This window comes from Nostoc sp. DSM 114161, from assembly GCF_052692665.1.
Genome location: NZ_CP195141.1, coordinates 2,163,075 through 2,189,909, shown reverse-complemented (window position 1 = coordinate 2,189,909; position 26,835 = coordinate 2,163,075). Strand labels below are relative to the sequence as shown.

General features: G+C 40.1%; 20 protein-coding genes. 11 read left to right on the top strand and 9 right to left on the bottom strand.

Features of this window, described 5'->3' with window-relative positions:
* Positions 1–11: 11 nt before the first annotated feature.
* A complete protein-coding gene (locus NSTC745_RS09300; RefSeq protein ID WP_445636894.1) occupies positions 12–548 on the top strand; it encodes a hypothetical protein in 537 nt (178 codons plus the stop codon).
* A gap of 81 nt (positions 549–629) precedes the next feature.
* Here the strand turns inward: NSTC745_RS09300 and NSTC745_RS09295 are convergent, their stop codons facing one another.
* Positions 630–2,318: a peroxidase family protein gene (locus NSTC745_RS09295; protein WP_445636893.1), complete on the bottom strand. Its 1,689-nt coding sequence runs from the start codon at positions 2,316–2,318 to the stop codon at positions 630–632.
* A gap of 402 nt (positions 2,319–2,720) precedes the next feature.
* Here NSTC745_RS09295 and NSTC745_RS09290 point away from each other — a divergent pair, with 402 nt between their 5' ends.
* Positions 2,721–3,506, top strand: a complete 786-nt coding sequence (locus NSTC745_RS09290; protein ID WP_445638563.1) for an HAD family hydrolase — start codon at positions 2,721–2,723, stop codon at positions 3,504–3,506.
* Between the two features lie 69 nt (positions 3,507–3,575).
* On the opposite strand, the gene NSTC745_RS09285 is transcribed toward NSTC745_RS09290, so the two are convergent.
* On the bottom strand, positions 3,576–4,271 hold the full coding sequence (locus NSTC745_RS09285) for a Uma2 family endonuclease (protein ID WP_445636892.1): 696 nt from the start codon (positions 4,269–4,271) through the stop codon (positions 3,576–3,578).
* Between the two features lie 92 nt (positions 4,272–4,363).
* Here NSTC745_RS09285 and NSTC745_RS09280 point away from each other — a divergent pair, with 92 nt between their 5' ends.
* From NSTC745_RS09280 to NSTC745_RS09260, 5 genes are all read left to right on the top strand, one after another.
* Positions 4,364–5,539, top strand: a complete 1,176-nt coding sequence (locus NSTC745_RS09280) for a DNA double-strand break repair nuclease NurA (protein ID WP_445636891.1) — start codon at positions 4,364–4,366, stop codon at positions 5,537–5,539.
* A 541-nt stretch (positions 5,540–6,080) separates the two neighbouring features.
* On the top strand, positions 6,081–8,780 hold the full coding sequence (locus NSTC745_RS09275; RefSeq protein ID WP_445636890.1) for a PAS domain S-box protein: 2,700 nt from the start codon (positions 6,081–6,083) through the stop codon (positions 8,778–8,780).
* Positions 8,781–9,062: 282 nt separating this feature from the next.
* On the top strand, positions 9,063–10,127 hold the full coding sequence (locus NSTC745_RS09270) for a substrate-binding domain-containing protein (protein ID WP_445636889.1): 1,065 nt from the start codon (positions 9,063–9,065) through the stop codon (positions 10,125–10,127).
* Positions 10,124–11,899: an ATP-binding protein gene (locus NSTC745_RS09265; RefSeq protein ID WP_445636888.1), complete on the top strand. Its 1,776-nt coding sequence runs from the start codon at positions 10,124–10,126 to the stop codon at positions 11,897–11,899. The genes NSTC745_RS09270 and NSTC745_RS09265 overlap by 4 nt, the downstream gene beginning before the upstream one ends.
* A gap of 55 nt (positions 11,900–11,954) precedes the next feature.
* Positions 11,955–12,740, top strand: a complete 786-nt coding sequence (locus NSTC745_RS09260; RefSeq protein ID WP_445636887.1) for an FHA domain-containing protein — start codon at positions 11,955–11,957, stop codon at positions 12,738–12,740.
* Between the two features lie 66 nt (positions 12,741–12,806).
* Here NSTC745_RS09260 and NSTC745_RS09255 read toward each other — a convergent pair whose 3' ends face one another.
* Positions 12,807–14,078 (bottom strand): HEAT repeat domain-containing protein, encoded by a 1,272-nt coding sequence (locus NSTC745_RS09255; protein ID WP_445636886.1) that lies wholly within the window; start codon positions 14,076–14,078, stop codon positions 12,807–12,809.
* A 196-nt stretch (positions 14,079–14,274) separates the two neighbouring features.
* Between NSTC745_RS09255 and NSTC745_RS09250 the strand changes: the two genes are divergently transcribed.
* The 3 genes from NSTC745_RS09250 (at position 14,275) to cydB (ending at position 18,445) form a co-directional block, all read left to right on the top strand.
* Entirely contained in the window at positions 14,275–15,096 is an 822-nt protein-coding gene (locus NSTC745_RS09250) for a DUF1838 family protein (protein WP_445636885.1), read from the top strand.
* Between the two features lie 761 nt (positions 15,097–15,857).
* The gene (locus tag NSTC745_RS09245) at positions 15,858–17,303 is read left to right on the top strand and encodes a cytochrome ubiquinol oxidase subunit I (RefSeq protein ID WP_445636884.1); all 1,446 of its coding nucleotides are present in this window, start codon (positions 15,858–15,860) and stop codon (positions 17,301–17,303) included.
* A 128-nt stretch (positions 17,304–17,431) separates the two neighbouring features.
* Complete coding sequence (gene cydB / locus NSTC745_RS09240) at positions 17,432–18,445, top strand: cytochrome d ubiquinol oxidase subunit II (RefSeq protein WP_445636883.1); 1,014 nt, start codon at positions 17,432–17,434, stop codon at positions 18,443–18,445.
* A gap of 15 nt (positions 18,446–18,460) precedes the next feature.
* Here the strand turns inward: cydB and NSTC745_RS09235 are convergent, their stop codons facing one another.
* From NSTC745_RS09235 to NSTC745_RS09220, 4 genes are all read right to left on the bottom strand, one after another.
* On the bottom strand, positions 18,461–19,015 hold the full coding sequence (locus NSTC745_RS09235; RefSeq protein WP_445636882.1) for a Uma2 family endonuclease: 555 nt from the start codon (positions 19,013–19,015) through the stop codon (positions 18,461–18,463).
* A gap of 50 nt (positions 19,016–19,065) precedes the next feature.
* Positions 19,066–20,121, bottom strand: coding sequence for a tRNA dihydrouridine synthase DusB (gene dusB, locus NSTC745_RS09230; RefSeq protein ID WP_445636881.1), 1,056 nt, complete (start codon positions 20,119–20,121; stop codon positions 19,066–19,068).
* 115 nt (positions 20,122–20,236) lie between these two features.
* The gene (locus NSTC745_RS09225) at positions 20,237–21,046 is read right to left on the bottom strand and encodes an Rpn family recombination-promoting nuclease/putative transposase (RefSeq protein WP_445636880.1); all 810 of its coding nucleotides are present in this window, start codon (positions 21,044–21,046) and stop codon (positions 20,237–20,239) included.
* A gap of 194 nt (positions 21,047–21,240) precedes the next feature.
* On the bottom strand, positions 21,241–22,110 hold the full coding sequence (locus tag NSTC745_RS09220) for an acyl-CoA desaturase (protein WP_096534925.1): 870 nt from the start codon (positions 22,108–22,110) through the stop codon (positions 21,241–21,243).
* 172 nt (positions 22,111–22,282) lie between these two features.
* Between NSTC745_RS09220 and NSTC745_RS09215 the strand changes: the two genes are divergently transcribed.
* A complete protein-coding gene (locus NSTC745_RS09215) occupies positions 22,283–23,512 on the top strand; it encodes a TetR family transcriptional regulator (protein ID WP_445636879.1) in 1,230 nt (409 codons plus the stop codon).
* On the opposite strand, the gene NSTC745_RS09210 is transcribed toward NSTC745_RS09215, so the two are convergent.
* Positions 23,497–23,706 carry a hypothetical protein gene (locus NSTC745_RS09210; RefSeq protein WP_445636878.1) on the bottom strand — a complete coding sequence of 70 codons (210 nt, stop codon included), beginning with the start codon at positions 23,704–23,706 and terminating at the stop codon, positions 23,497–23,499. The two genes, NSTC745_RS09215 and NSTC745_RS09210, sit on opposite strands and share 16 nt — an antisense overlap.
* Entirely contained in the window at positions 23,707–25,644 is a 1,938-nt protein-coding gene (locus tag NSTC745_RS09205) for a DUF1565 domain-containing protein (protein WP_445636877.1), read from the bottom strand. It abuts the gene before it with no gap.
* Between the last annotated feature and the right edge of the window lie 1,191 nt (positions 25,645–26,835).

Here is a 26,835-nt window from a genome sequence, read left to right as displayed (position 1 = left end):
TTTGCATGATTATGAATCTGAAAATCTTGTGGGTGCCATTACAATGCCTACGATTGATTGTGCTGTTCGCTGTGATATTTGGACTGATACTAAGTTTTGATGGTAGTTCATCTATAGCCGCACAACAGGTTGCAAAACCTCAATTTATTGACATTACCTCCAATCAGCCTCAGCTAGTACAACCTCCAGTCACCGGACTTGTTTCTACATTGTCAGATGAAGTTGAGGAATTGCCAGCAGAGTTAATTCGTTGGTCAACTTACTGGCAACTTTGTTGGGAACCGTATCCCGAAGCTCAAGAATACGAACTGCAAGCGGTGTTGATGGAAGGCAAATCTCCGAAATTGCAACGTCAAAGCGATCGCTGTTTTCGCATCCAAGCTGCATCCAATGAAAACCAAAAATCACAAGGATTACTCAACCGCGAACTAATCTTGTTGATGCATAAGATTCAGCTTGGTTATCGAGTACGAGCTGTCTTAGATGACAACCGTGTGAGTGAATGGTCTCCAGTCATGGCAGTTGGCGCAACTACTGTGTCTGAATAGAACAATTTTGTTTCTACCTTGAATCAAAGGAATTTTCTGGCCTGTAGAGACGTTGCATTGCAACGTCTCTACAGGCGTTTGCTATGCTGGCAGTACTCCGGCAAACTTCAGAAAATCACTAATTGTGCGAATTTGAGCGCCATTTGGTAGTTTGACACCTAAAGAAGGGTTCCAAACTTCAAAGAAAAAATGGCGCTTGTTGATGTACGAGGATGGGTCATTTTTAATTAGACCGATGATGGTTTCAGCAACAATGCGGCTACCAACTTCGCCCAAAGAGTCTCCATTAGCGCGAACCTCAGATTCCTTGAGGACGTAATACCACGCTGGAGTCTTTTCTAGGAAATGTTCGAGAGCTTTATTCAATTCTTCTGAATTACCTTTTTTAAGTTCCTCCACCGTCAGTAGTGTGACACCTAGCTTCTTAGCTAAACTCTGTCCGGTGGGAATGCTAAGGAAATATCCACGCAGTAGGTTGCGTTTTGCCAGGTGCTTGAGAAGTTCTCGAATAGGAGGTTGTTCATCGTTGCCTTCATTGATTAGATCTGATAAAGGAAATGCAAGATGCGTGTCAATTTTTCGTGCAGAATTTCTCTGCCTTCTAGCAGCCTTTTGTTTGTCAACAAACCTATCCCACTCAATAATCCAGTTAAAAGGCAGAGTGTTGGACGGGCCAGGGCCTGGGGGTCGGCCGCCAATATCGCCTTTTCCTGTAAAGGAAAACAATAACCCGAATGTTGCGTCTGTCAGCGCTCCTGGTTGGTCTGTAAAATTGCGGTTGTAGTCATAAGCAGCCCTTATCATACTGTGTCCAAAACGGTAAGCTGCCACGGAGAATTCTAGAGGCATGAAAACATTTCCATTGCGGGGATAGTAGAATCTCGGCCCGTAGCGGAGAATGCTATCTACTGTTCCAGGTGTAGTTACTGTTTTGAGAAAATCATTGATGACAAGCCATTGGTAGTGCCAACGAACCAGATTTTGCGATCGGACAAATAGTTTTTTATTGTTTTTGGCATTGTAGGGTTCATTTTTCCGCACCCAGTCTACTACTGCATTGTGGAAACGCAGAAAAGCAGTGTGGAACTGTGCCACGATTAGATTTTCGTCGTTGCGACTGTCGGCGATCGCAGCTATTCTGTTATTGCGTGGCAAGTCCCGCGATAAATCGTTTTCTGGCGGAATTTTAACTCCAGGAATTGTGCCGCCGTTAGCATTCTGTTCGGCGTTTTGCCCAATTTTTAATTTTACTGGGTCGTTCTGTTGATAAAAGTCCTTAGCTTCGGTAGGGTTTTTCGGGTCTAGAGTTGGCCCGTCACCATAAACACTGTCAAGATCGAAGGTGGGACGACGCAGATTCTTGAGCTTATCGATTACGAAGTCGGGTGATAGAGGCGTGAAATCATCTTTGGTAATATCAGTTTGCAGGTCTGTAACAGCCCGGTCAGTATTGGCGGTAATATCATGGTCGATAAACTGTCCCCAGTAAGTATAAACCGGAGGTATGTTTGAGTTAGTGACCTCAGGCTCAGGCTGGTTTGCATCAATTATTTTTTCGCCTAAATCTTTAAGTTTGGCGATAATATCTTGGTTGTTGTCTGCCGGAAGCAGACTGTCTGGGTTTCTAGCAAGATCTGGGAAGAGGTAATCGAAATCTGTCTCTACATCAATTCCTGCCTCAGTCGTTGGCGGACGTAAGGCAATTCTCTTTCGCAGACTTTCTTCCTTGATATATCCGCCGTGGGTAAATTCAAAAGGGAGATTTGACATAGTTTTTTCCTTTGGTTAAATTCTTTCTTGTCTTGAAGACTAACGCCCTGTACGTCCCTAGAAGCGATTGGTTATGTTGCAAGGATTCTTGTATTGACTGTTAACTATTAACTGTTAACAGTATGAGTAACTGAACTGTGCAATTTAATAGGGTAAAAGCTTATACTTCAATTAGGGCACGTAGGGGGCGATGCATTTACCCTACTTTGTAGCAGTCAGTAGATTTACACCGAGGAATTTATATAAAAATGATGACACTTTGCTCGTCAAAGTCATAGTACCCCTGTGGGTACTATCCGCAAGCAAAAAGTCAAGCCGCTTTGCAATTATGCTAAAGTCTTGATACAAAAAATTATTGCTAGTTCAGTTAAGCTGACAACAGCAGTTTTCATCCTCAAAACAATGACACCAAGTAGTCCCACGATTTTAGCCCTAGACTTTGATGGAGTGATTTGCGACGGACTAATTGAATATTTTGAGGTAGCATGGCGCACCTATTGTGAAATTTGGTCTCCCGCTAACGACACACCGCCAGATGATTTAGCTTTGAGATTCTATCGCCTGCGCCCTGTGATTGAAACAGGTTGGGAAATGCCTGTTTTAATCAAAGCCTTGATGAATGGAATTTCTGATGAAAAGATTCTTCATGAGTGGGTAAGTATTGCTCCACAAATATTGTTAGACGATAAACTACAGGCAAGAGAAATTGGTGCAAAATTAGACAATATCCGAGATGAATGGATTGCTACAGATTTAGACGGTTGGCTAAGTTTGCATAGATTTTATCCGGGTGTAATCGAAAAAATTAAATTAACTGTTGCTGATGGAGTTAAGCTATATATTGTGACAACTAAAGAAGGACGTTTTGTACAGCAGTTGTTACAAAAAGAAGGAGTGACTTTACCAGCAGCAGCAATTTTTGGCAAAGAAGTAAAGCGTCCTAAATATGAAATTTTACGAGAATTAAAGCAGGCAGAACTGGACAAATCAGTTAGTCTCTGGTTTGTAGAAGATAGGCTCAAGACTTTGCATTTAGTTCAACAGCAAACAGACCTTGAAGATGTGAAACTTATACTTGCAGATTGGGGCTATAATACCCAAACAGAAAGGGAATCTGCCCAACACGATCCGCGAATTCATCTGTTATCGCTGTCTCAGTTTGCTAAGGATTTTTCTGCTTGGCATTAAATAATGAAGGTATGTAGTATTGAGTGTTGACTGATGACAGTCAACACTCAATACTCAACAGTCTAAGCATCAAATGTTATCTGGATCGATTCCCAACTCTCTGAGTTTTGCTGCTAACTTTTGGCGTTGTTGTCGTTCACTTTGAGCAACTTCTTCAGAAGTTGGATAACGATTACCAGTTTGGTCATACCAATACAATACTTCTCGTTGAATGGTTCCGGATGTGTAGTGCGATCGTCCAATTCCCAATTCAATTTCTGGCATCCAAAATGGTTCCCCAATTTGAAGTTGATATTCGCCATCAATCAATTTGTAAGCTTCAAATGGTTGATGTCTATCGCGTCGCCAATATTGCGGATTGTAAATAATATAGTATAAAACTCCTAATTTGGCATAGATGTTAAGCTTATTGTCATATTCATCACCTGGGGTTTTAGAAACCACTTCCAAAACAAAAATCGGTACAATACCTTGTTCTTCCCATACTACGTAGCTAAAGCGTGATTTCCCTGCCTTTCGTCGCTCAACTCCCAAGCTCAAAAAACCATCTGGAACCAATGGTACTAAATGACTTACTCCAGTTGTGTGATAAATGCCCATATCTATGCCGAAAAACCAGTCATTCCGATTTGCCCAAATAGATTCGAGGATAAATAACAACAAATTTGGTATGAAATTTTGGTCTTCATTATCCACTGGCGTATCGTCAGAACAGGGCAATTCAGTGCTGCTTGGTAGAGTAGGATAAGATTCAAACTGTACCATATCTAATGTAGTTTTAGATTTTGTGTACCTTGAATTTTATTTTATGCTGTAAAATCAACAGCTTGACTAGGGCGAATAAAGTTTAAAAATTTATGCTTGACCTTACAAAACTAGCGCGACAAATGCAGGGTTTAAGCCAGCATCTTTCTTTAGAAGCTGCTGCTAGCCGCCAGCGTTTAGAAATGGCACAACAATATTTAAACAATGCTTATGAGTGTCAAGAAGATTTAATCGATCGCCAGGAAAAATGGCGCGATCGCATTCTCTTTGCTAATGCTACACCAGTTGAGCCGCTAGAAACCTGCATTGATATCCCAGTTCCGCCAAAAATTCACACTGTCATCGCTACCGATGGTTCTCAAATTGCCCCCAATCATCACGAAATTGCTTATTGTTATCTGTTAAATATTGGCAGAGTCGTTTTGCATTACGGACAAAATCGCCATCCCCTACTCGATAGTTTGCCAGAGGTATTTTATCGTCCAGAGGATTTATACATGTCTCGGCAATGGGGAATCCGTACTGAGGAATGGATGAGTTTTCGCCGCACCGCTTCCGAAACAACGGTTTTAGCAGAATTAGCCTGTGTAGCCAAAGCAGAAGCACCAACGCTGGCAATGGTAGATGGTTCTTTAATATACTGGTTTTTGGAACAGTTACCGATGGATGCACGCGATCGCATTTTACCCCCAATTCTGCAAGCTTGGGAGCAAATGCGCGATGCTGAAATTCCCTTGATGGGTTATCTTAGCGCCTCCCGCAACGTCGAAGGCACGAATTTTTTACGGTTGTTGGCTTGTCCCCATAAAGTGCCAGACTGTAAAACTTATTGCCCAAATCAACTAGAAAAAGTACCTTGTAAAAAGTTTGATGATTTACGAGATACTACCCTTTGGGCAACGCAACTCAAACCAGGACAACGCAGTGCCTTATGGCGCAGTAATAATCAGATTCTTGAACTCTACGGCGACCAAACTATTTACTTTTGCTATGTCCACGTTGGCACCGAAATTGCCCGAATTGAAGTTCCAGCATGGGTAGCGCAAAATACTGCTATGTTAAACCAAGCACTGGGACTGATGTTAGCGCAAGTACAAAAAGGGTACGGATACCCAGTAGCGATCGCTGAAGCTCATAATCAAGCAGTGGTAAAAGGTGGAGATAAAGCGCGGTTTTTTGCTCTCCTCGAACAACAAATGATTAAAGCTGGTTTAAAAAATGTTGGAACTTCCTACAAAGAAGCTAGAAAGCGAGGAAGTATTGCTTGAAGTATAGCAGAACAGGCAAGAGGCTTAGAAGTTTCTTGGCGTTGGAGTTTGACGAGCAGTTTATGTCCTAATACCATTTCACGAAGATACATATAGATCTACCGTAGGGGCTTTACAGCTGTAAAACCCTTACCAAGGTATTTGTATCAAGTCAACAAAGCTGTTTAGCTGTGCTTGTGTCAAGCAAATTATTGGCGCGGACATTTTTTTTGTAGCGTTTTCTGAGTTCAGTTTACGTAAAATAACACTTCTTATCTTAAATATAAAATACAAATGTTTACTTTATACTTTTTTGGGGAAACCTATATCAATAGAGGATTGAGTTAACAGCAAGCTATTCTATCTATTAGACAAAAGCTATATTTTTAACTTCTGTCCTCAAGTTAATTACGTATTTATTCGTTTATCAAATAGCCCTCATCGGCATAAAAGTTAGATAGCTGCCAGCTAGACAATATCCGATGAGGATGGTTATTCAATTTACGAAAAATATATTAACTTATCTGACAAATATTAAATAATCTTAATACCTGAAAAACAGATGAAACTAGCTAAATCTGAGTTCCAACAATTGGAAGAAAAATATTCTCGATTTTTCTCACTTTCTATAGATTTACTGTGTATTGCTAGTTTTGATGGTTATTTCATGTATTTAAATCCAGTATGGACAAGAACGCTAGGTTGGTCAACACAGGAATTGTGTGCTAAACCATTTATCGAATTTGTTCACCCTGAAGACCGGGAATCAACTATTCTAGCAGCCCAAAATATTACACAATCTATTGATGCAATTTATTTTGAAAATCGCTATCTTTGTCAAGATGGTTCCTATAAATGGCTGTCATGGAATGCAACAAGCTTCATAGAAGAAAAATTAATTTATGCCGTAGCTCGTGATATTACTGCGAATAAAGAGAATGAAATTGCCCGACAAAGAGTTATTCGAGAATTGGAAGCTTTAAAATTTGCTTTGAATACTCATTCATTAGTAGCTATTACTGATAAAAGAGGCAGAATCACCTATGCTAATGACCAATTTTGTCAGGTTTCTAAATATTCTAGAGAAGAACTTTTAGGACAAGACCATCGAATTATTAATTCTGGCCATCATACAAAGGAATATTTTGAAAATTTGTGGAAAACTATTAGCAAAGGTCAAATTTGGAAGGGAGAAGTTAAAAATAAAGCCAAGGATGGAACTTTTTATTGGGTAGATACTCTGATTACCCCAATCTTAGATTCCGATGGAAATCCCTATCAATATGTATCAATTCGTACTGATATAACCCAGCGCAAACTTTCAGAGTTAGCTTTATTGGAGCGATCGCGGTTATCACTATTGAGTGCAGAAGTTAGTTTAGCATTATCTCAAAGTGGTACACTTGCAGAAATTCTTCAAAACTGTACAAATACGATTTCACAATACTTGAAGCTCGCCTTTGTTTGTATCTGGACTTTTGAACGACAGACAAACCAGTTAGAATTACAGGCTGGCGTTCATTGCACAGAGGCTACCTGTAGTGCTTTGAACAATAGTGAAGATTTTCCCAATCACATGGTTTTAGCCAATAACATTGTTGGCTTAATGACGCAAAACCATCAAGCGATTTTCAACCAAGAGTTAACAATTAATCATTCAGAATTATTACTAAATTCTAAATTTTCTATTTTTCGTTTTTCTGCCTATCCTTTAATAGTAGAACAGCAGTTAATCGGTATCATAGCTTTATTTAGCCAGCACTTATTTAGCGAACCAACTCATAATTTATTAAATTGGATTGCGAATAATATTGCTGTAGCTATTGACCGAATTTGGGCTAGAGAAGAACTTCTCAGCCGTCGCGAAGCATTATTACTGCGTTTAGCTAGCCAAATCCGCAGTTCCCTTGACTTAGATATTATCCTCGAAACTGCTGTTAATGAAATTCGCAGTTTATTACAAATCGATCGTTGTTACTTTATTTCTTATTCAGCGCAGCAATCTCAGCCAAGCCTGACTATTACCTCTGAAGCACGCAACCCCAATTCTCCTAACTTACTCCCAATGTTAGGTGCTGTTCCCCAGCAAAAAAGCAATTTTTTGACGAAAATGCTTCTTTCTCAAGAGTTCATTTGTATTGACGATACTAATCGTTCACATCTTGCCGATGATATGCAAGAGCTTTTAACTGAGTTTGGTATTACAGCTAAACTAGTGCTACCAGTTAAAAGTAATTCTGGGGAAATTGGGGCAATTGTTTGCAGTCATTGTAGTGGCGATCGCATTTGGAGTAATAGTGAAATTAGTCTCTTACAAGCTGTTTGCGACCAACTAGCAATCGCCATAGATCACGCACAACTTTATACTCAAAGTCGTTCTGCCACCTTAGCTGCTCAAACTCAAGCCGAAAAACTCACCACAACTTTGTATCAGTTACAGCAAACTCAATCTCAACTAATTCAACATGAAAAAATGTCTAGTTTGGGACAGTTAGTTGCTGGTGTTGCTCATGAAATTAACAATCCAGTTAATTTTATTCACGGCAATTTAAGTTATGCTCATGAATATTTTGAAGAATTACTAACTCTCTTGCGCCTCTACCAGCAATACTATCCTACGCCTGAGATAGAAATTGAAGATTTTGCTGAAAAAATTGATTTAGATTTTATTACTAGTGACCTCTACAAGCTCCTATCGTCAATGGAAATGGGTACTACTCGTATCCGTGAAATTGTTTTAGGATTGCGAAACTTTTCTCGCCATGATGAAGCTGAGAAAAAGCAAGTTAATATTCATGAAGGAATTGACAACACTTTATTAATCTTGCATCACCGTTGGAAAAATAGCGGAATTGGACTGGATATATCTATCATCAAAGAATATGGTAATTTGCCCTTGATTGATTGCTATCCAGGGCAGTTGAATCAAGTATTCATGAATATTTTGACTAATGCGATCGATGCATTAGAAGAGTTAAAAATTAAAGCAAAAACAACAAACAAACCCCAGATTATAATTCGGACAGAAATTTTCGAGAAGAATTTTGTTGTGATTAGGATTATTGATAATGGAGGCGGAATTCCAGAAGAAGTAAGAACCCGCTTATTCGATCCATTTTTCACAACCAAACCTGTTGGTAAAGGAACAGGACTAGGGCTGTCAATTAGCTACCAAATTGTAGTAGAAAAACATGGCGGAATTTTGAAGTGTACATCAGAAGAAGGACAAGGTACAGAATTCTGGATTCAAATTCCAATTTAAAAGAGAATGGGGAGATGAGCGGTGCAGGGGCAAAGGAGCAGAGAGTAGAATATAACTCTTGCAATCAATTGCTTTTTGCACTTTTGTGGGAAAAGGGAAAAAGTTAAAGGGGAAAGCGAAAATACCAAACCTTTCCCCCTTTTCCCGGCTTCTCTAATAAGTGTAATAATAAATATTAACTATTAATTTCTAACTCCTAAACCCGAACTAATAAGTATTAATTAATGCCAAACTCACTACTCCCTACTCCCTATTTTCCACTCACCACTCCTAAATTTCATTATGCAGAAATCTTTAGTATCGCTGTGGCTGGTTGCCAAATATTATTTATTCAGTAAAAATAGAGTTTTAATTTTAGTAGTAATCATGGCGCTACTGGCTACAAGTTGTAGTGGAATAGTATCTAAAAATAATTACTCTACTGTGGATAAGCTTCCAATTAATTATAAGCAGAATTTATACAAATTAAAAATTGGAGTGGTTCCTACAGAAAATCCAATAGAGCAAGAACGAATGATTAAAGCGCTCAAAGAATATTTAGAGCAATCGATTGGGGGAGGTGTTGAAATTGAGCCGCAATCAAAGACAATAGGGAGACAGACAAAACAAAACACACAAGAAATTCAAAAAAGACAAAATGCGATCGCAATTTCCCTAGACTTCCAAATTGGCAAAAGTTACCAGGAAATCACTGATTTGCTGGTGCAAGATAAGTTAGATATGGCTTATTTGGGGCCTTTGAGCTATCTGGAAGCAGCGGACAGGGGTGCTAAAATTGAACCTTTGGTTACTGCGATCGATAAACATACAGGAGAACCCTGGTATCGTGCGTGTATTATTGTCAAACAAAATAGCCCCATCAAAAGCTTAAAAGACCTCAAAGGTAAGCGCATTGCCTTGGTAGACAAATTATCAACCTCTGGCTATTTGATGCCATTGGCTACTTTTAAAAAACTAGGAATTGATTACAAACGCGATTTTGCCCAAGTTATTTATAGTGGTAGCCATAGCAAAAGTTTGGCTGCATTAGAAGATGGGATTGTTGATGCCGCAGCTACTAATATTTCCTCTTATTTAAAGGAACAAAAAATCGGTAAATTAACACCTGAAAACTCTAGAGTACTTTGGCAATCTGCTCCTATACTCAATTTTCCAATAGTAGTATCTAAAAAATTACCACCAGAGTTAATTCAACGACTAAAGCAGGCTTTTATTAGTAGCCCAGAAGGTCTTGAGGATATTCTAGGAATTGAATCAGCCGGATATACCCTTGTTACCCCTTCAGATTACGCTTCTATTGAGCAACTCCGAAAAGAACTCAACTTAATTTCTGTTCCGACAAAATGAAAATCTCTACCAAATTTTTTACAGGTTCCGTTGTGTCTGTCGGACTGATAGTAGCAATTCTTGTTGGTAATGCTGTAGCTGTCCAGCAAATTAAGCAGACTATCCGCGAGAAAAGCAATCGAACTACCGAAACTATTAAAGTTGCTCTGACTGCCGAAAATGCTTTAAAATCTGAAATTATCGAACTCAAGGATATCGTTTTACTTAAGAGTCCAGATACGGCAATGGTTAACTCTTCAACCCAGTTTCTCGACTCTCTCAACAAGTTAGAAAAATTGATGCCAAATGCTAAGGAAATCTCAATTATTCGTCGCCGTCACCAGTTTCTTACCCAGTTGGCAAATCAATTAACTCATCGCAATGTCACCGACACTTCTGTAGCGGATTCCCAGCAGTATTTTAGAGCTATTAATTCTTTTGACAGAGATATTGAATTATTTCTCGCTCAGTTGGTTGAACGTGCCAATCAGCAGAATATTATAGTTGAAGAACAATTAGAGAACTTATATCAAGTGCAGAGAATTATTTCCTTTGCAGTTGTGCAAGTAATTATAATTTTATTTGTTAGCAAATTTATGTTGATTTGGCGTCCACTAGTCAAATCATTACAAAATTTGCAAATTGGAACGTCAGAAATTGCAGCCGGGAACTTAGATTACCGTCTAGATATTCATACAAAAGATGAAGTAGAAGATCTTGCCGATGCATTTAACTATATGGCAATGAAGCTAGCTGAGTCTCGTGAAACTTTGATGAAAAACACTCAATTAACCCACATGAACCAACGCCTGGAGTTGGAAATTTCCGAACGCAAACAGGCACAGTTAGAACTTCAAAAGGCTTTACAAGAACTCCAAAGCACCCAAGCTCAACTGATTCAAACTGAAAAGATGTCTAGTTTGGGGCAACTTGTGGCAGGTGTTGCACACGAAATTAATAACCCCGTTAATTTTATTTCTGGCAATATTACTTACGTCAGCCAATACACACAACAACTTCTAGAATTAGTACAGCTTTATCAAGAAGAATTTCCTAATTACAGGCAAACAATTCAGGAAAAAATTGATGATATTGATTTGGAATTTGTAGTAGAGGATTTGCCTAAAACCCTCAGTTCAATGAAAATGGGAGCGCAGCGAATCGAGCAGATTGTCTTGTCTTTACGCACCTTCTCTCATCTCGATGAAGCAGATATGAAAGAAGTTGATATTCACGAAGGAATTGAAAGTACGCTGCTAATTTTACAGAATCGCTTCAAAGCCAAGCCAGAACGCCCAAAAATTGAAATCCTCAAGGAATATGGCAAATTGCCTCTGGTAGAGTGTTATGCAGGGCAATTAAATCAAGTGTTTATGAACGTGATTAATAATGCCATCGATGCTCTGGATACATGGAATGCTCAACGATCGCAGCAAGAGATTCAGAACAATCCTAGCCAGATTATAATTAGTACTAAAATTATTGATAATAACCGCGTAGTAGTAAAAATCGCAGATAACGGGCCAGGTATGACCCAAGAAGTTAAGCAAAAACTGTTCGATCCGTTTTTCACGACTAAACCTGTCGGTCAGGGAACAGGATTAGGCTTATCGATTAGCTATCAAATTATTGTACAAAAACACTCAGGAGTACTGCAATGTGAATCACAATTAGGCAAAGGAACTGAGTTTTGGATTGAGATTCCTTTGCATCAGAACCAAAAACTCATAAATTCTCATGAATTAAAATTGCCTAGTGATTGGCAAGGTTCAATAGTGCAGAGCAATTATTAACTGTGCCAATTTAAGATTTTATCAATTAGATAAATTGCTTATTAAAAAACAAGCGATGCAAAACTCAAATACATCAAACACCATAGGGCTGAGTTTAGAATTGTTTCACGTCCAAACCAACACTGCTTTTGAGTTACCACCCAATTGTACAGTGTTTCATATCGGTAAGCCCAATGACCAAATAAAGCCAAATATTGATGTTTCCCGTTTACCAAATGCTAATATAGTTTCTCGAATTCACGCACAAATTCAAATACAGACTAATAATTACTTTATTGAAGATTTGGGAAGCTCCAATGGAACATTTGTGAATAATATTAAGCTAGAACCGAGAAAACCTTATCAAATTAATTTAGGAGATAAAATTCATCTGGGACAGGGTGAAAAAGTAACATTTATATTTCAAAATAAAATCCCACATCAACAAAATATTTATACTCCATTAAATTCCACAGAAATACCAACTCAAATCGATCCTCTAAACCGACAAACTCCAACAAATCGGACAATAAAATTTGTAGGTTTTGCTTTGATAGTTGCAGGGATCGTAATTTTAATTGCCAATATTCGAGTTGGTATATTTTTTGGAATTCCTGGCTTTTTGCTATGCATTTCCGGTATTTTGATCCTTTGTCAGCGGCGGATAGACCCTAATTTAGGATGGATTTTACTAGCGTTAGGAATTGTAGCGATCGCTTTGACTGGGAGTGTATTCGTCTCAGCTAACTTTTTAACTATTGTAGTAGCTTCTGCTTTGTTTTTCGCCGGATGTCAACTATTAAATACTGGAAAAATATTGAATTATGAATTGCGATCGCTCCAGAATTTAATTAAAAAATAAACCATCGATAATTTTGGATTTTGGATTTTTCCTCAAATCTAAAATCCAAAATTGATTGGTTATTAACTAATTATTGCTCTCTGCTTTAGCTCTAATTAACCAGTCAGTATCCTTAGCGCCGATTTCCCGACCAGAAGAATCTCCTAAGCGGTCTAGCGCCAATAAACAAGCATATTTCAAATCCCAAATTTGCGAATTTAGGCAAATTTTGAGTTCGGGAATTGCTTTTGGGTTACCCAATTCACCAAGAGCGATCGCAGATGCAGCACGAGATTTTTGAAATTGCGGTTCGCGATTGTGCAAATTTTCTACTAACAAGTCATAAGCAGGAACATATTTTAGCCAACCCAATAGTTTCATCACATGATAATGAGCGCCATAATCGTTATACGCTTTATCTGCATAGGTCGCTAAAAGTGCTGCTGGTGCTTCCTGGTGATAGATATCTAATAAAGTTTTTGTTGCTAAATAACACCGTCCAAAATCAGTTTGATAAAGTTCTTCAATGACAAAATTCAATACAGGCGTAACATCATATTCATGTACTAAATCAATGTCGTCGGGACGATCGTACAACACTTGTTCTAAGTAAGGTTTAACTTCTGCAAAAGTAATTTCACCTGATGGGACACCTGCATCTAAAAGCATCCGCAATCCTCGCAATCGGAACACCAAAGATACAGGACAACGAGCGATTTCTGGGATAGCTTTGTAATAGCGCGAATCAATTAAATCTTGAATACAACCGCGTCGTGCATTCACATTGGGACTCTGCAACAATGCGATTACCTCAGTTATTTGGGAATAGTCACCCGTAAAACGACAAACTGTAGCGATCGCTGCACTACGGGTAGGTTCGTCCTCTGCTTGGGTAAATTTCCGCACGCGCTCCAAAGATGGTTGATAATTAGCATGAGCTAAAGTATGAATAATTACTCGATAAATTTGACCTGGTTTATCTAGTAATTGTGCTACTTCTTCCAAAATTTCCGGGTCTTTAGTTCCAATTTCCCCAATTGCCCATACAGTATTTTCCACAGTATAAATATCATCATCCTTCAGGCACTGGCGAATCACAGGTAAAGCTGATTCAGCTTGCAATCGTCCCAGACTTTCTACAGCCTTGCGTCGAACAATGCGGTGGTCTAACTCAGCCGGATTACTGGTTTCAATCGCCCGCACCAAAGCTGCGATCGATTGTTCTGTAGGAAAATTAATCAAATGCGAAACAGCAATGTATTTATCAGAAGCGTCTTCAAGTTGTTCTAAAGGTGTATCGATAATGGCGATGGCTTGTTCTTCTGTTAGCCCAAAAATGCTAAAAAACCGTTTATCCATTAGATTTGTTAATTGCTGAGAAGAATTATCACGTCTACCATCGTACTAGGGAGTGGGGACGCAGGGAGATGAGCAAGATGAAGGAGACGCGGGGACTGGTGACTAGGGGAAAAGGGCAAAGGGCAAGGGGCAAAGGTAAAATCCCCCCTTTTCCCTTTAACCTTTTCCCTTTTCCCTACCCGAAGGGTTTTGACCAATGACAAATGACAAAATCAATATGAATAATTATTTAGATGATTACGAACTTAATAATCTTGATTTTTACAAAAAAAATCATGGATTACAGCTTTATTACAATTGGTCTGGAGGAATTTGGTGGCAAGAGACACCAGAGAAACCAAAAGAAAAATTGTTCTCTATTATTGGGATGAATGCGACCAAAGTATTTATCAAACCCGATTCCGAGTATGGTGAAGTCGGATATCGCATCAATAGAGAATTAGGTCTATTTTGTGACCCAGATACTCAAGAAATGCTACATTTTTGGCGATCGCCAATAGCAAATCAACCAGTACCAGTAGTACATATAGCTAACAGAATCGTCCAAGGCTCTGTTAAACCGAAGAAATTTATTATCCCAAAAGGAAAACCATATCTTACCTCTGTGATGGAAATTCCTTTAGAATATCCCCATCCCTTGGCAGGAGATAGTAAATACTTAGATTATTGCCCTGGAGAAAAGTTTAAGGGAGTTGAATATTTTATATCAAATGCCTGCCGACCCGATGTAACTGAAGTTCCTCCTGCTAAATGGGCAAGAGATTGTCCTTGGATGCCTTGGATGAAATTAGGATATGCTCATCCAGCCAAATTAAGATTTGAAACCACAATATTCAGAGTAGATGCTTTTGAGAAACTCGATCCTAAATTGGTCAAACTAGTGAGAGAAAAAGTGCCAATTTATGAATTCACGCCGATAGAAAGCGATGAACCTAATATGACGAGTATTCAGTACTTCAAAAAACACTTTGATTCCTACTTGCGCGGCGATATTTTCCCATTAGAGGAAACCTCTTGATTGGTTTTCAGATAGCAATCCTATTTACAGCAGATTGCAAAAAAGTGAAGTACAGATAATCGTAGGGGCACAACATGTTGTGCCCCTACCCGTGTACTTTGACATCCCGTCTTTTGACACAGATCGGAAATTGACTCACAATTAAAATACCTTCTACCATTTCACCAAATTCAAGACACAAATAATTTCTCCTCTGCTCCCCTGCCCCTCTGCTTGCCTAAATGTATCAAACTTAAAGTGAAACGGTATTCCCTATCTAGAGAGAGATGTTTTTTTGATTGAATACAGTTTAGTGAAAAAATGTAGATTGATACTCGCGATATTCATCCGCTACTCGGACTCCAATTCATACTGAATTCCGACTCCTGACTTCTGAATTATGTTTTGATAAAACTCAAAAATACTTATAGTGCAAAACTTTTTAATCATTCCCAATGGTAGATATATTTTCACTATGATGTAATAATATATCATTTAATAATTCTCAACAATTAATATTCAATAGTTAACAATTAAAATTGTATGGCTTGAGAATCTGCATGTCAAAATTATTTTTGGCTATTGAATGTGGACTAAGATGCAATACGGTTTGGTTAAGATCCCCCCGCCTGCGGCGACCCCCTTAAAAAGGGGGTAAAAGAAGGTTGTGAGCAAGCGTTTTTAAGGGGGGTTGGGGGGATCTTCGAGGAATAAACACTTTAACCGAACCGTATTGGACTAAAACGAACAAATACAGGGAATTTCAATAGAGGAATACAAGCATGGAATTTTTATCAGATTCCGTAGTGTTATCACGGATGCAATTTGCGCTGACTGCCATATTCCATATGCTTTGGCCTGTCTTGACTACAGGGATGGGGATTTATCTGGTTATCGTCGAGGGAGTATGGCTAAAGACCCGTAATCCAGATTACTACCTCCATGCCCGCTTTTGGTCTAAGTTTTATGTGTTGAATTTTGGGATTGGTGTTGCAACGGGTATCCCGATGGAATTCCAGTTTGGCACTAATTGGGCACCGTTTTCGGAAGCTGCGGGCAACTTTTTTGGTAGTGTCATTGGCTTTGAAGCTTCCTGGGCATTCATGCTGGAAGCTGCTTTCTTAGGTATTATGTTATTCGGTTGGGAACGCGTTAATCCCACTATTCACTATCTTTCAACAATTTTAGTTGCCGTTGGTGCTAACCTATCAACCGTATGGATTTTGACAGCAAATTCCTGGATGCAAACTCCGGCGGGTGGGGAATTAGTTAATGGCAAGTTTATTGTCCACGATTATTTTCAAGCAATTTTAAATCCGTTCATGCTTAATAGTGTGCTGCACATGTTCTTTGCCACACTAGAAACTTCGCTATTTGTGATTGGTGGAATTAGTGCTTGGTATATTCTCAAACAACGTCATCCAGCTTTCTTTTCCCAGTCATTGAAGATTGCTTTAGCAGCTGCGATCGCAGTTGCACCATTACAAATATACATTGGGCATTTGAGCGGCGAACAAGTCTATCATTATCAGCCCACAAAACTCGCAGCAATGGAAGCGCAATGGGAATCTTCACCTGCGGGACAGCCAGCAGATTGGAGTCTTGTGGCGATACCCAATGAAAAAGCCGAGAAAAATGATTGGGAAATTACTGTTCCCAATGCACTAGGATACATTCTCGAATTCAAAAAGAATCTTTCCGAACCAGTACGCGGCTTGAAAGAGTGGAAAAGTGAGGATCGTCCCCATTTAGTAGGTTTAATTTACTACGCTTTCCGCACAATGATTGCCATTGGGTTTTTCTTCGCTGGATTAATGTTATTAAGTACTCTGCAATGGTTACGCGGTAAACTCTCAGCAGAAAACATTACTCAACAGCGGTGGTTAATGCGGGCTTGGATATTGTCAGCTCCTTTAGGATACATTGCCGTAGAATCAGGCTGGATTGTGCGCTGTGTTGGAAGACAACCGTGGACGCTGTACGGCCAAATTCGCACAGTTGATGCAGCTTCTCGCCTACCTGCAAGTAATGTCTTAATCTCGCTAACAGGCTTTGCCATAGTGTACAGCCTTTTATTTATCGCAGTTTTGTACTTTGGTAGCCGTATTCTCCGCAGAGGCCCAAACCTCGACTTACCAATTCCAGGTGCCGAGATCGCAAAACCCGCAGTAGATACTACTCCTGGTGAGTTTGTTCCAGATGAACGCCCTGTAGAAGCACAGCAGTGAGTTGCTTTTGAAAATGAGGAGGTGGGAGATGGGGAGATGGAAAGTGTGGGGAGTGTGGGGGGAAAGATTTCTTCCTCATCCTCCCACACCTGCTGCTTGCCCAATGCCCTTATTTAATAGGAGATTGTATGGAAACCTTAGAGTATTTTCTGCCGCAAGTATGGTTTGTAATTTTAGCTCTTTTTCTATTCCTTTATGTAATGCTAGATGGATTTGATTTAGGAGTGGGGATATTATCTCTTACTTCCTCAGATGAAGAACGCCGAAGTATTTTGATGACCAGTTTAAGCAATATTTGGGATGCTAATGAAACTTGGCTAGTTCTGATGGCAGGGGGTCTTTTTGGTGCATTTCCTTTAGCTTATGGCACAATTTTAAACGCCTTATATATTCCGGTTTTCTTAATGGTATTTGGGTTTATCTTTCGTGGTGTAGCGTTTGAATTTCGAGAATTAGCAAACCGCAAATTGTTTTGGAATTTCGCTTTTGGTGCTGGAAGTTTTACTGCTGCACTCGGTCAAGGATTCGCCCTTGGCGCTGTGCTGGCGGGCATTCCTGTTGATAATACGGGACACTTTATTGGTAAAACTTGGGACTGGTTAAATATTCCATCGGTGCTGGTGGCTTTAACTTTAATTCAAGGATATGTATTAATTGGTTCGACTTATCTGATTTGGAAAACTACAGGAGAATTGCAGGAAACTCACTACAAAACTGCCAAAATTGCAGCTTGGACGACTTTAATTGGTGCAATTTTCATTACAATTACAACACCGATAATTTATGAAAACGCTCGTTTAAAATTATTTCAGCAACCTTTAGTTTATATCTTTGCAGTCATTCCCTTGTTGGGAATTTGGTTGATTTGGCAACTGTTGAAGAGTATCGATCGCAAAGAAGAAAGAGCGCCTTTTGTCTGGACAATTCTGCTGTTTGTGCTGTCGTTCATTGGCTTGGGATTAATTGTTTTCCCATACATCATTCCTAATAAAATTACTATCTATGAAGCAGCAGCCGACCCCAGTTCCTTGGTAATTATGCTGATTTTTATTGGCTTTCTCATTCCCGTAATGCTGTTTTATAACCTTTACCAATACATTGTTTTTCGAGGTAAGGTGACTGGCGATGGCTATGGAAAATAGAGAAATTTTCCTTTTTTAAGCTAACAATTCGTCTACCGCTACGCTAAAACCTAATAATACTTTTTGAGTCCTAACTACATCACCAGCTTTAAACCCCAAAACTTGATTATCAGTCACGACCAAAACTAACTGACTTTGAGGAAATACTAGCCAAACTTCCTCGCAACCAGACTGTAAATATTCCTGGGCTTTTAAAAATAATTCCTCAGCTAAATCGGTGGGTGAAACGATTTCTGCAATTAGTGGAAAACTTTGTGGCAATGTGGGAACATTGCCAAATTGGGCTACTAAATCCGGCGTCAGATAAGCCACATCAGGACGACGCCCTTGTTTGTATGTGCGACAAGGTACTTCTGTGTAAACTTTGCCACCTAGTTGATTGGAGTTGATGTAAGTTCTCCAGTAAAAACCAAGATTTAGTTCAATTTCACTATGTTTTAATGTCATCCCTGTTTTTTCAACTAGTTGTCCATCTACCCATTCCATCCCATCTGGAGGATTTGCCATGAAATCTTCTAAAGAATGGATTCCGGGAATCGATACAATTTCGTCATGTTTGGAAACTAACATTGGAAGCCTCCACTTTGATTAATTAAATATACAATGTATGGGTATTTTTTTTAAATCATTACCAAATCATCTTCTGTCTCTTCTTCTAATTCATAACCATTAGCGAGTTTAGCAATTGCTTGGTCAATCATTTCTAAACCCCGATCTACGGTTTCAATTACACTTAACTGTCCTCTTAATTCAGCAGCACCGACAAAACCTTTAGCGTACCAAGTCATGTGTTTGCGGGCTTGACGAACGCCGCGATCGCCTTTATATTCCCACAAAGCTTGTAAGTGATCTCTTGCACATTCCAAGCGTTGTATTGGGTTGGGTGGCGGTAATATTTCTCCGGTTTTTAAGAAGCGATCGATTTCTCCCACCAAAAACGGATAACCCAAAGTTCCACGAGAACACATCACACCATCAGCGCCAGTTTCTTCTAAACATTTCACCGCCGCCTCAATGGAAAAAATATCTCCATTGGCAATTACTGGAATAGAAAGTATTTCTTTTACACGCCCAATCCATTCCCAACGCGCATTGCCATTGTATCCTTGGGCGCGAGTGCGTCCGTGTACTGTAATCATTTTTGCCCCAGCATCTTCCATCCGCTTGGCAAAGTCGAGAATAGTAATTTCTTTGTCATTCCAGCCAATACGGGTTTTTACTGTCACAGGTACGTCAACAGCTTTCACCACTTCTCGCACAATTGCTTCTGCAACTTCCGGTTGCCGCAATAGAGAAGAACCGCCTCCATTTTTAGTAATTTTATTTACCGGACAACCCATATTAATATCAACAGTATCAGCCCCTTCTGCAACTGCTTTGACTGCTGCTTCTGCAAGGAAATCTGGACGACAATCAAATAATTGAATGCTAATTGGGCGTTCGTTGGGGTCTACCTCCATGATTTTGGGCAATTGTTTCACATAATGCAAACCAGTAGCATTGACCATTTCGGTATACATCATGGAATCGGGTGCATAACGACGCACCAAGCGGCGAAATACCAAATCTGTGACGCCAGATAAAGGCGACTGGAGAACCCGACTTTTGACCTCGAAGGAGCCAATTTTTAAAGGTTGAGAGAGTCTAGCTTGGAGAGTGGGAGATAGGGAAATCATACAAAAAATTCAAAATTCAAAATTGTGTAAGCCAAAGATTTTTAAGGTATTTAAGACTATTTACGGTTACTGCTAATTACATCCTCTAAATTTCCTCATAACCGATTAGTTTTGTTTAAGTATCTTGAGTAGGAGGGTGTTTTTGGATTTCTTGCTGTACCTCCTCTAAATTTAAACCTAACTCTTTTGCTGTTTCTTCAAAACTCAATCCCAACCTCAACAACAAAGGAATCATTCTCAATTTTTCTTGACGCGCTCCTTCTCGTTGGCCTTCTTGCTTGCCTTCTTGATAAACTCGTGTTTGTTTCAAATCGCTTAATCCAAACATTCCTTCAATCTCCTCTCGGCTCATAGTTGGAAATTTGTAAACCAAAATTGTCTCTATTAATTCTAATAACTGCCGTCGCCGTGGTTCAATATTGATTTCTTGCTCGGTTCTGTCTATTAACTGTCTGGCGGATGTAATTGCTGTATCCTCATTATCGACTAGTAATTTTATCGTAGCAATTCCAATTGGTAACGATGTAGTTTCACCTAATTCATTTAGATAAATACGACTGATGCGCTGGCTGGCAAAAAATTCACTGTAATTCTTGATGTCTGCTGTATCTAAAGTGCGATTCGGATAGATAACAACTCCTCGCCAAGAATTTTTAGGTTGATTTTGACGTAAGTATAAACAAATTTCAGAAATCAGCCGCGAATAAATTTCTGTATCGGTTTGAAATTGAACTTCAACAAAATAAATTGGATTTTCCTCTCCTTGTGTTGGTAGAAAAACGCCATCTATGCGGAATGCAGTTTGTTTTATTTCTACTGAAGAGAATTGATAACCTTCTGCGGTTTGGGGTGGGTTGCCAATTAATTCAAAAAAGATATCAGGAAATTCTTGAAAAAGACGATAAAAAATGCTGTCAGTTTTCACGCTCGATGTATTGCTGAGATTTGCCTCGTTGTGATTTTATCCTGAAATGGGTACTAACACTTTTTGTTCAATTAGACGGGCGAAGTTTAGAAGATCGCTATGTAAATATGCATTTTAATTGCATAACAGCTTAGTAAGCCGACGGCGCGATCGCACCGTCGGCATGACAAATCGATGATAATTTCAGTTACAATTTAGCCGCGAGTTGCACTTTGAGGAGGATGGGAAACAACCTTTTTGGCTAAACCTAAAGTCTGCAAAACTTTGATACTCCACCAAGTAATATCAATTTCCCACCAAGATAGGCCGGATTTTGCCATGTGGGGATAAGTATGATGGTTGTTGTGCCACCCTTCTCCATAGGTGACAAGGGATACCCACCACAGATTACGAGCGCCATCATTGGCATCAAAGGTGCGATAACCCCACAGATGTGATGCAGAGTTCACAAACCAAGTTGAGTGCCAAAGCAAGACGCATCTGACAAACATTCCGTAGATGACAAAAGACCATCCTCCTAAGGCATACAGCAACAACCCGAAGGGAATTTGTAACAGTAAGAAGTAGCGATCTAACCAGCGATAGAAAGGTTGTCTTGCTAAATCGGGGGCATACTTTTGATAGGTTTCGCAGTCAAAAAACTCTGGACGCGGGTAGAATATCCACAGCATGTGACTCCACCAAAATCCTCGTTGGGCGGAGTATGGGTCTAGGTTGATATCTTCGGTGTGGGCGTGATGCTGGCGGTGTCCGCCCACCCAAAAAATTGGCCCGCCTTGCAAAGCTAACGCTCCGATCGTGGCGATCGCATACTCTAACCACTTGGGAACTTGGAAACTCCGATGGCTCAGTAGTCGATGATATCCCAGGCAAATACCAATACTCCCGAATAACCAGTGGAGAAACACCAGCAAACCTAATGCCGACCAAGAAAAAAACCAAGGAGCTAGAAGTGCTAAAACATGAAATGTAGTAAAAAATACTACATTAGTCCAGCTGAGTTGGGGCGGATTTCCTTTCTCAGGGATAATGTCTTTGCCAAGCGCTCCAAAATTTGCGGTCATAAAAATTCCTGTTGATAAACGAGCAAGCGATTTGCGTTTTCTCGGATACCATCCCCCAAGGGATTTTCCCAATCTCTACACCAGTTCGTTACAGTAGAGTCAAGCAAGTATCGCTTACATGTTTATCGTAGCAATACTATGGTTCAGTTGCAAGTGTCACTTGCATTTTTATATGTCCTCTCAATTGATTTCCACTCGTCAACGCTTGATCCAAGCTGCACTTGAGTTATTTACTGCTCAAGGAGTCAGTGCTACCACAACCCGCCAAATAGCTGAAAAAGCTGAAGTCAACGAAGTGACTCTATTTCGGAATTTTGGTAATAAACATGGGCTGCTTTTGGCTGTGCTGGAAGAGTCAGCAGCCTTTAAAAATCTCGGTGAATCTTTAGTAAGGCGGGCAACTCCTCCGGGTAATGTCTACCAAGCTCTAAAAGATTATGCAAGTGACAGCTTACATGCTTTAGAACGAGTGCCAGAGTTTGTTCGCTCTGTGGTGGGGGAAGCCGATCAATTCCCGGCAGAAAATCGCCGCGCCTTAGGCAGGGGAGTAACAGAGGCAAACCGTTATGTGGCGCAATACTTAGCTACTATCATCCAGCAAGGACACCTTAATACGTATCTACCCGCAGAGAAATTAGCCAGTTTGCTCAATGGGATGATTTTGGGATATGCGGTAATTGAATTTACTAGTGAATTTCATGAACTTTGGGAAGATCGGGATGATTTTCTAGAGAATTTAGTAGAGTTGTTTTTACATGGAGCGATGTCATCCTCAGCAGAATCAGCCACTAATTGTTTACAAGGAAATGCGACCGGCACAGAAATAGCTGATTTACCTGCTAATTTGGTTTATGAAATTCTGCAACAAGCCAGGAAATCAGGGATACGAGATTATGCCTTGGCTTACGTGTTATTTGGTGCTGGGTTATCCGCCACAGAAATAATAAGCTTAGAGCGATCGCACCAAATCTCGGATACTCAAGGACACTTCCTGCAAATTACAATTCCCGGATTTGTGCGGCAAGTACCTGTAAATCAGTGGATTTTAGGCAAACGCTACGGCACTTACACTAATAATCCTCTAATTAAATGGGTGAAAAGTCGTAAAGATAATCAAACAGCAATGTTTCTTAATGAAACAGGCCAACCAATTTCCGAATCAGAACTTCAGGTACGTTGGCAAATATGGAGTCAGGGATTATTAACTCCCCAAGGACAACCGCCAGTCATCGCCCAAGCACAACAAACCTGGCGCGTAGAAATGTTAATGCGGGGAATTAGCTTAGAAAACTTGAGTATTTTAACAGGTTGCGATCGCGCCCAATTACAACCCTATGCCCGCCGAGCCAAAGAAAAAGCCGCCCTAGAGCAGGCGACTCGTTTAGATCATAAACCGGGATAGGAGTGTGGGGGGTAGGGGGCAAGGGGAGTGTGGGGAGTGTGGGGAGTGTGGAGAGTGTGGGGAGTGTGGGGGGATGGGGGAGTGTGGGGAGAAAGAGAATTTATGCTTCCCTGTCCTTCCTGTCCTCCCTCTCCTCCCACACCTCCCACACCTCCCTCTCCTCCCACACCTCCCACACTTCCTGTTTGGCCCAATCAATTCAACGGTTCCATAATGACTCTTAAGCCTTTGCTAGAAAGTGCTTTGAGCATTTCTTTCGCGTTATATTCACTGTCAAATACTCCTGCTTGCATCACTTTGAGACCTTGCCAGACTGTGATAAAGGCACCAGGAGCAAGCGATCGCACTAAATCTCGGTCTTTATCTGTTATTAATGTGACCACTATCCGATAACGTATACCGTACTGTGTCCTAGATTCTCCCCTGTAGGAGATATTTGTAGAATTTGTAACTGGTACTTTTGCCTGATTGGGAGCATCGGGAAGTGGCAAGGGTGGTTCATTGCCCAAAGTAGTAGGCTCTAGTTTTGGTAATGACTGCTGTGTTTGATTAGCAGTGTTGGAAACTGCTGGCTGTGCTAGAGAACTCGACGGATACTGAGGCGCACTAAATTCAATCGCGCTCGGATCGATCTGCACATAATTAAACTGGGGTGTCTGAGGCGGCTGTGTTGGTGTGGAATTTGCAACTTGAGTGTTAGTTGATGTTTGTCTACCTGGCAAGCTGCTAGGAGTAGGAAAACCTGCAACTTTAGAGGTAGGTGGTTGTTGATTGGATGTGGCTGGCGAAAGCGAGACACTCGCTGGTTGCAATGGCAGCAGTTGACTGTTTAATTGTCCGGGAACGAGATTATCTGCTGAAATACTGTTGGTGGTTTGACTGTTTAATTGTCTGGGAACGAGATTATCTGCTGAAGTGCTGTTGCTGGTTTGGGTGTTGGTGGTTTCTGGGACTCCAGGAGCCGAAAAACTGATTTCCCTAGATGCTGGTGTTTCTTGTGCCATATTGTTGGCTACAGGGGAGGGTTGAGAATTTTCGGTTGCTAGGGCTGTTGTACCGTTGAGATCTACATTACCAGCGATGCGATCGCTCAGCAGGTTATTGCCAGCAGCAGAAATTACCTGCTTGGCTGCGCTGGCATTAATGTCATAGCGGCCATTATTTTGAAATTTATTACCCCCAGGTTCGGATGCATTGCCTAAATCTGGCATTGCTTGGGCGATCGCTACTAAACCATCTTCTTTACTACCTTGAATAATATTATTCCGTAAAATCGGGCGAGCATTCGCTTGGACTATAATTCCAGATCTATTATTCTGAATTTGATTGGCTATAACCACAGGCGCAGCATTTTGGGCAATATTGATGCCAAAGCCGGTTTCATGAAAAATATTTTCCTTGACTTGGGGGCGGGAGTTCCCAGCAATTGTGATGCCATTAGCGCCATTGCCATCGAAGTAATTTTTGCTAATGGTGGGTGCAGCATTTCCACTGACGGAAATCCCATCTTGCATATTACCTATAAAGGTATTTTCCATAACTACCGGATTGCTAGATTCAATCCACAAACCATAACCACGACGGTTTGAGTTTGTCAGCGTCACCCCAGTTAGCACTGCTTCATCTGCCCCAACAATTGTTACATTTTGACCGCCATAACTGCGACTTAGGTAATCGCCCCCTCCCTGAATGATGATATCTTTGCCGCGATCGCCCGGATTTCCTTGAATAGAAACACCTGGTTTGAGCATTAAAGGAAATACCTCTCCCGTCTCAGTACTGTAAGTACCTGGAGAGAGCATAATTACAGTATTAGGATTAGCTAATCGCAGCGCTTGGGTAATAGTTTTTACAGGAGTGGATTGGCTGCCATTACCTGTAACGTCGTCTCCTGCATTAGGGTTGACAAACAGCACGTTCGCCTGAGAACTGTTTTTTCCCCCTATAGGTGCGGAATCTTGTGCCGATGGCATCTGAGCGATCGCACTATCCACGCTTGTTAGTTTGAAAGTTAAGGTAAAAATTAGAACATAAAAACTCAAAATTAAAAGCTTTGTAGGTTCCAGAAAGTTTCGCTTTGGTTGCAAAGCATTTATACTGCGGTACGTGGAAAATAGAAAATAGGGAATCATATTTAACATAACTCCTCGAAAGTATCAATAAATTCTTATACTCTTAGACACTACTATGCCGATAATATTACCCACATATTGGTCTATTGACGACTAATAAAACAAGGAATTGACAATTGGCCAAACAAGGAGCGTTGATTGTTGGCTGTTGACTGAATTATTCCCCTTGTCTTGTTGTCCCCTGTTTCACATTGGAAAGTCGAGCGTGTTAGAACTTATTAATTTTTATAAAGCGTATTTTTTCAGATAAATGAAGTACGCGGCTAGTGAATATAGGAATCCGATTTGATTCTTGAAAAAATCTAAGTATGTGTAGGGTGCCTTATCACGAAGTGTAACGCACCGTATTTTGGGCTTTGGTGCGTTAGCCTACGGCGTAACACACCCTTTGTATTTCAGAAATCAAATATGAATCCTATATGTTTCCTACGATTATCTGTACCTCACTCCTTTGCAATCTGCTGTAAGCCTCTTGTGTGTCAAAGTCTTATGAATTCAGCAATTATATATTATGAATTTTTATTGAATTTTAATATGAAATCAGTAACGCCCCAAAATCTTCGATCTTGTGCAATCAATCTATATTGTGGGCAATTCAAGTACTAAAAAAAAATCCCCCGATCGCTCAGGGGCTAATAAGTCAGAAGATAATATCAAACCTAATTGCTGCAATCCTAGCGCTTACATAATTTGCACAAACCTTCCAAAAGTTTGAATTCCCTTTAAAGAAAGATTGTGATAAATAATACATAAACAACACCTCAATGATTCTTAATACTTTTCATTTTCCTTTTGTGACCTTCACTAGCAGTAGGATTGACTAATAATAACCAGAGATTATGTTTGAAATTTTTATTAGTAAATAAAAAAATGAAATACGTTTGCCTTGAGAGAGGCATCCACCAGAAAATAAGTAATGTGATATGAATAGTTGGATATTTTGATTTGGAAGTTCCTGGGCTATTGCTCTGGGGAGTGCGGATTTGCTATTGTATCCGCTTTTCCCTGTTCTTTGTAAGCCTGTAGTCTACCAGAAAATACTTGACTAACCTTAGTGCTAAACTGTAGCCTCAAACTACCGCGATCGCTGCCTATGGGAACATGGGATAATTTAAAATAACCTTTATTTCTAGGTTTTTTTGCGTATATTTAGTCAAAATTGAGTCAAAAAAAGTAAATTAATTAACTTAT

Excerpts from the sequence above, each read along its gene's own strand:
- NSTC745_RS09300 (WP_445636894.1), top strand. The coding sequence starts at position 12 with ATGAATCTGAAAATCTTGTGGGTGCCATTACAATGCCTACGATTGATT.
- NSTC745_RS09295 (WP_445636893.1), bottom strand. The coding sequence starts at position 2,318 with ATGTCAAATCTCCCTTTTGAATTTACCCACGGCGGATATATCAAGGAA.
- NSTC745_RS09290 (WP_445638563.1), top strand. The coding sequence starts at position 2,721 with ATGACACCAAGTAGTCCCACGATTTTAGCCCTAGACTTTGATGGAGTG.
- NSTC745_RS09285 (WP_445636892.1), bottom strand. The coding sequence starts at position 4,271 with ATGGTACAGTTTGAATCTTATCCTACTCTACCAAGCAGCACTGAATTG.
- NSTC745_RS09280 (WP_445636891.1), top strand. The coding sequence starts at position 4,364 with ATGCTTGACCTTACAAAACTAGCGCGACAAATGCAGGGTTTAAGCCAG.
- NSTC745_RS09275 (WP_445636890.1), top strand. The coding sequence starts at position 6,081 with ATGAAACTAGCTAAATCTGAGTTCCAACAATTGGAAGAAAAATATTCT.
- NSTC745_RS09270 (WP_445636889.1), top strand. The coding sequence starts at position 9,063 with ATGCAGAAATCTTTAGTATCGCTGTGGCTGGTTGCCAAATATTATTTA.
- NSTC745_RS09265 (WP_445636888.1), top strand. The coding sequence starts at position 10,124 with ATGAAAATCTCTACCAAATTTTTTACAGGTTCCGTTGTGTCTGTCGGA.
- NSTC745_RS09260 (WP_445636887.1), top strand. The coding sequence starts at position 11,955 with ATGCAAAACTCAAATACATCAAACACCATAGGGCTGAGTTTAGAATTG.
- NSTC745_RS09255 (WP_445636886.1), bottom strand. The coding sequence starts at position 14,078 with ATGGATAAACGGTTTTTTAGCATTTTTGGGCTAACAGAAGAACAAGCC.
- NSTC745_RS09250 (WP_445636885.1), top strand. The coding sequence starts at position 14,275 with ATGACAAATGACAAAATCAATATGAATAATTATTTAGATGATTACGAA.
- NSTC745_RS09245 (WP_445636884.1), top strand. The coding sequence starts at position 15,858 with ATGGAATTTTTATCAGATTCCGTAGTGTTATCACGGATGCAATTTGCG.
- cydB (WP_445636883.1), top strand. The coding sequence starts at position 17,432 with ATGGAAACCTTAGAGTATTTTCTGCCGCAAGTATGGTTTGTAATTTTA.
- NSTC745_RS09235 (WP_445636882.1), bottom strand. The coding sequence starts at position 19,015 with ATGTTAGTTTCCAAACATGACGAAATTGTATCGATTCCCGGAATCCAT.
- dusB (WP_445636881.1), bottom strand. The coding sequence starts at position 20,121 with ATGATTTCCCTATCTCCCACTCTCCAAGCTAGACTCTCTCAACCTTTA.
- NSTC745_RS09220 (WP_096534925.1), bottom strand. The coding sequence starts at position 22,110 with ATGACCGCAAATTTTGGAGCGCTTGGCAAAGACATTATCCCTGAGAAA.
- NSTC745_RS09215 (WP_445636879.1), top strand. The coding sequence starts at position 22,283 with ATGTCCTCTCAATTGATTTCCACTCGTCAACGCTTGATCCAAGCTGCA.
- NSTC745_RS09205 (WP_445636877.1), bottom strand. The coding sequence starts at position 25,644 with ATGATTCCCTATTTTCTATTTTCCACGTACCGCAGTATAAATGCTTTG.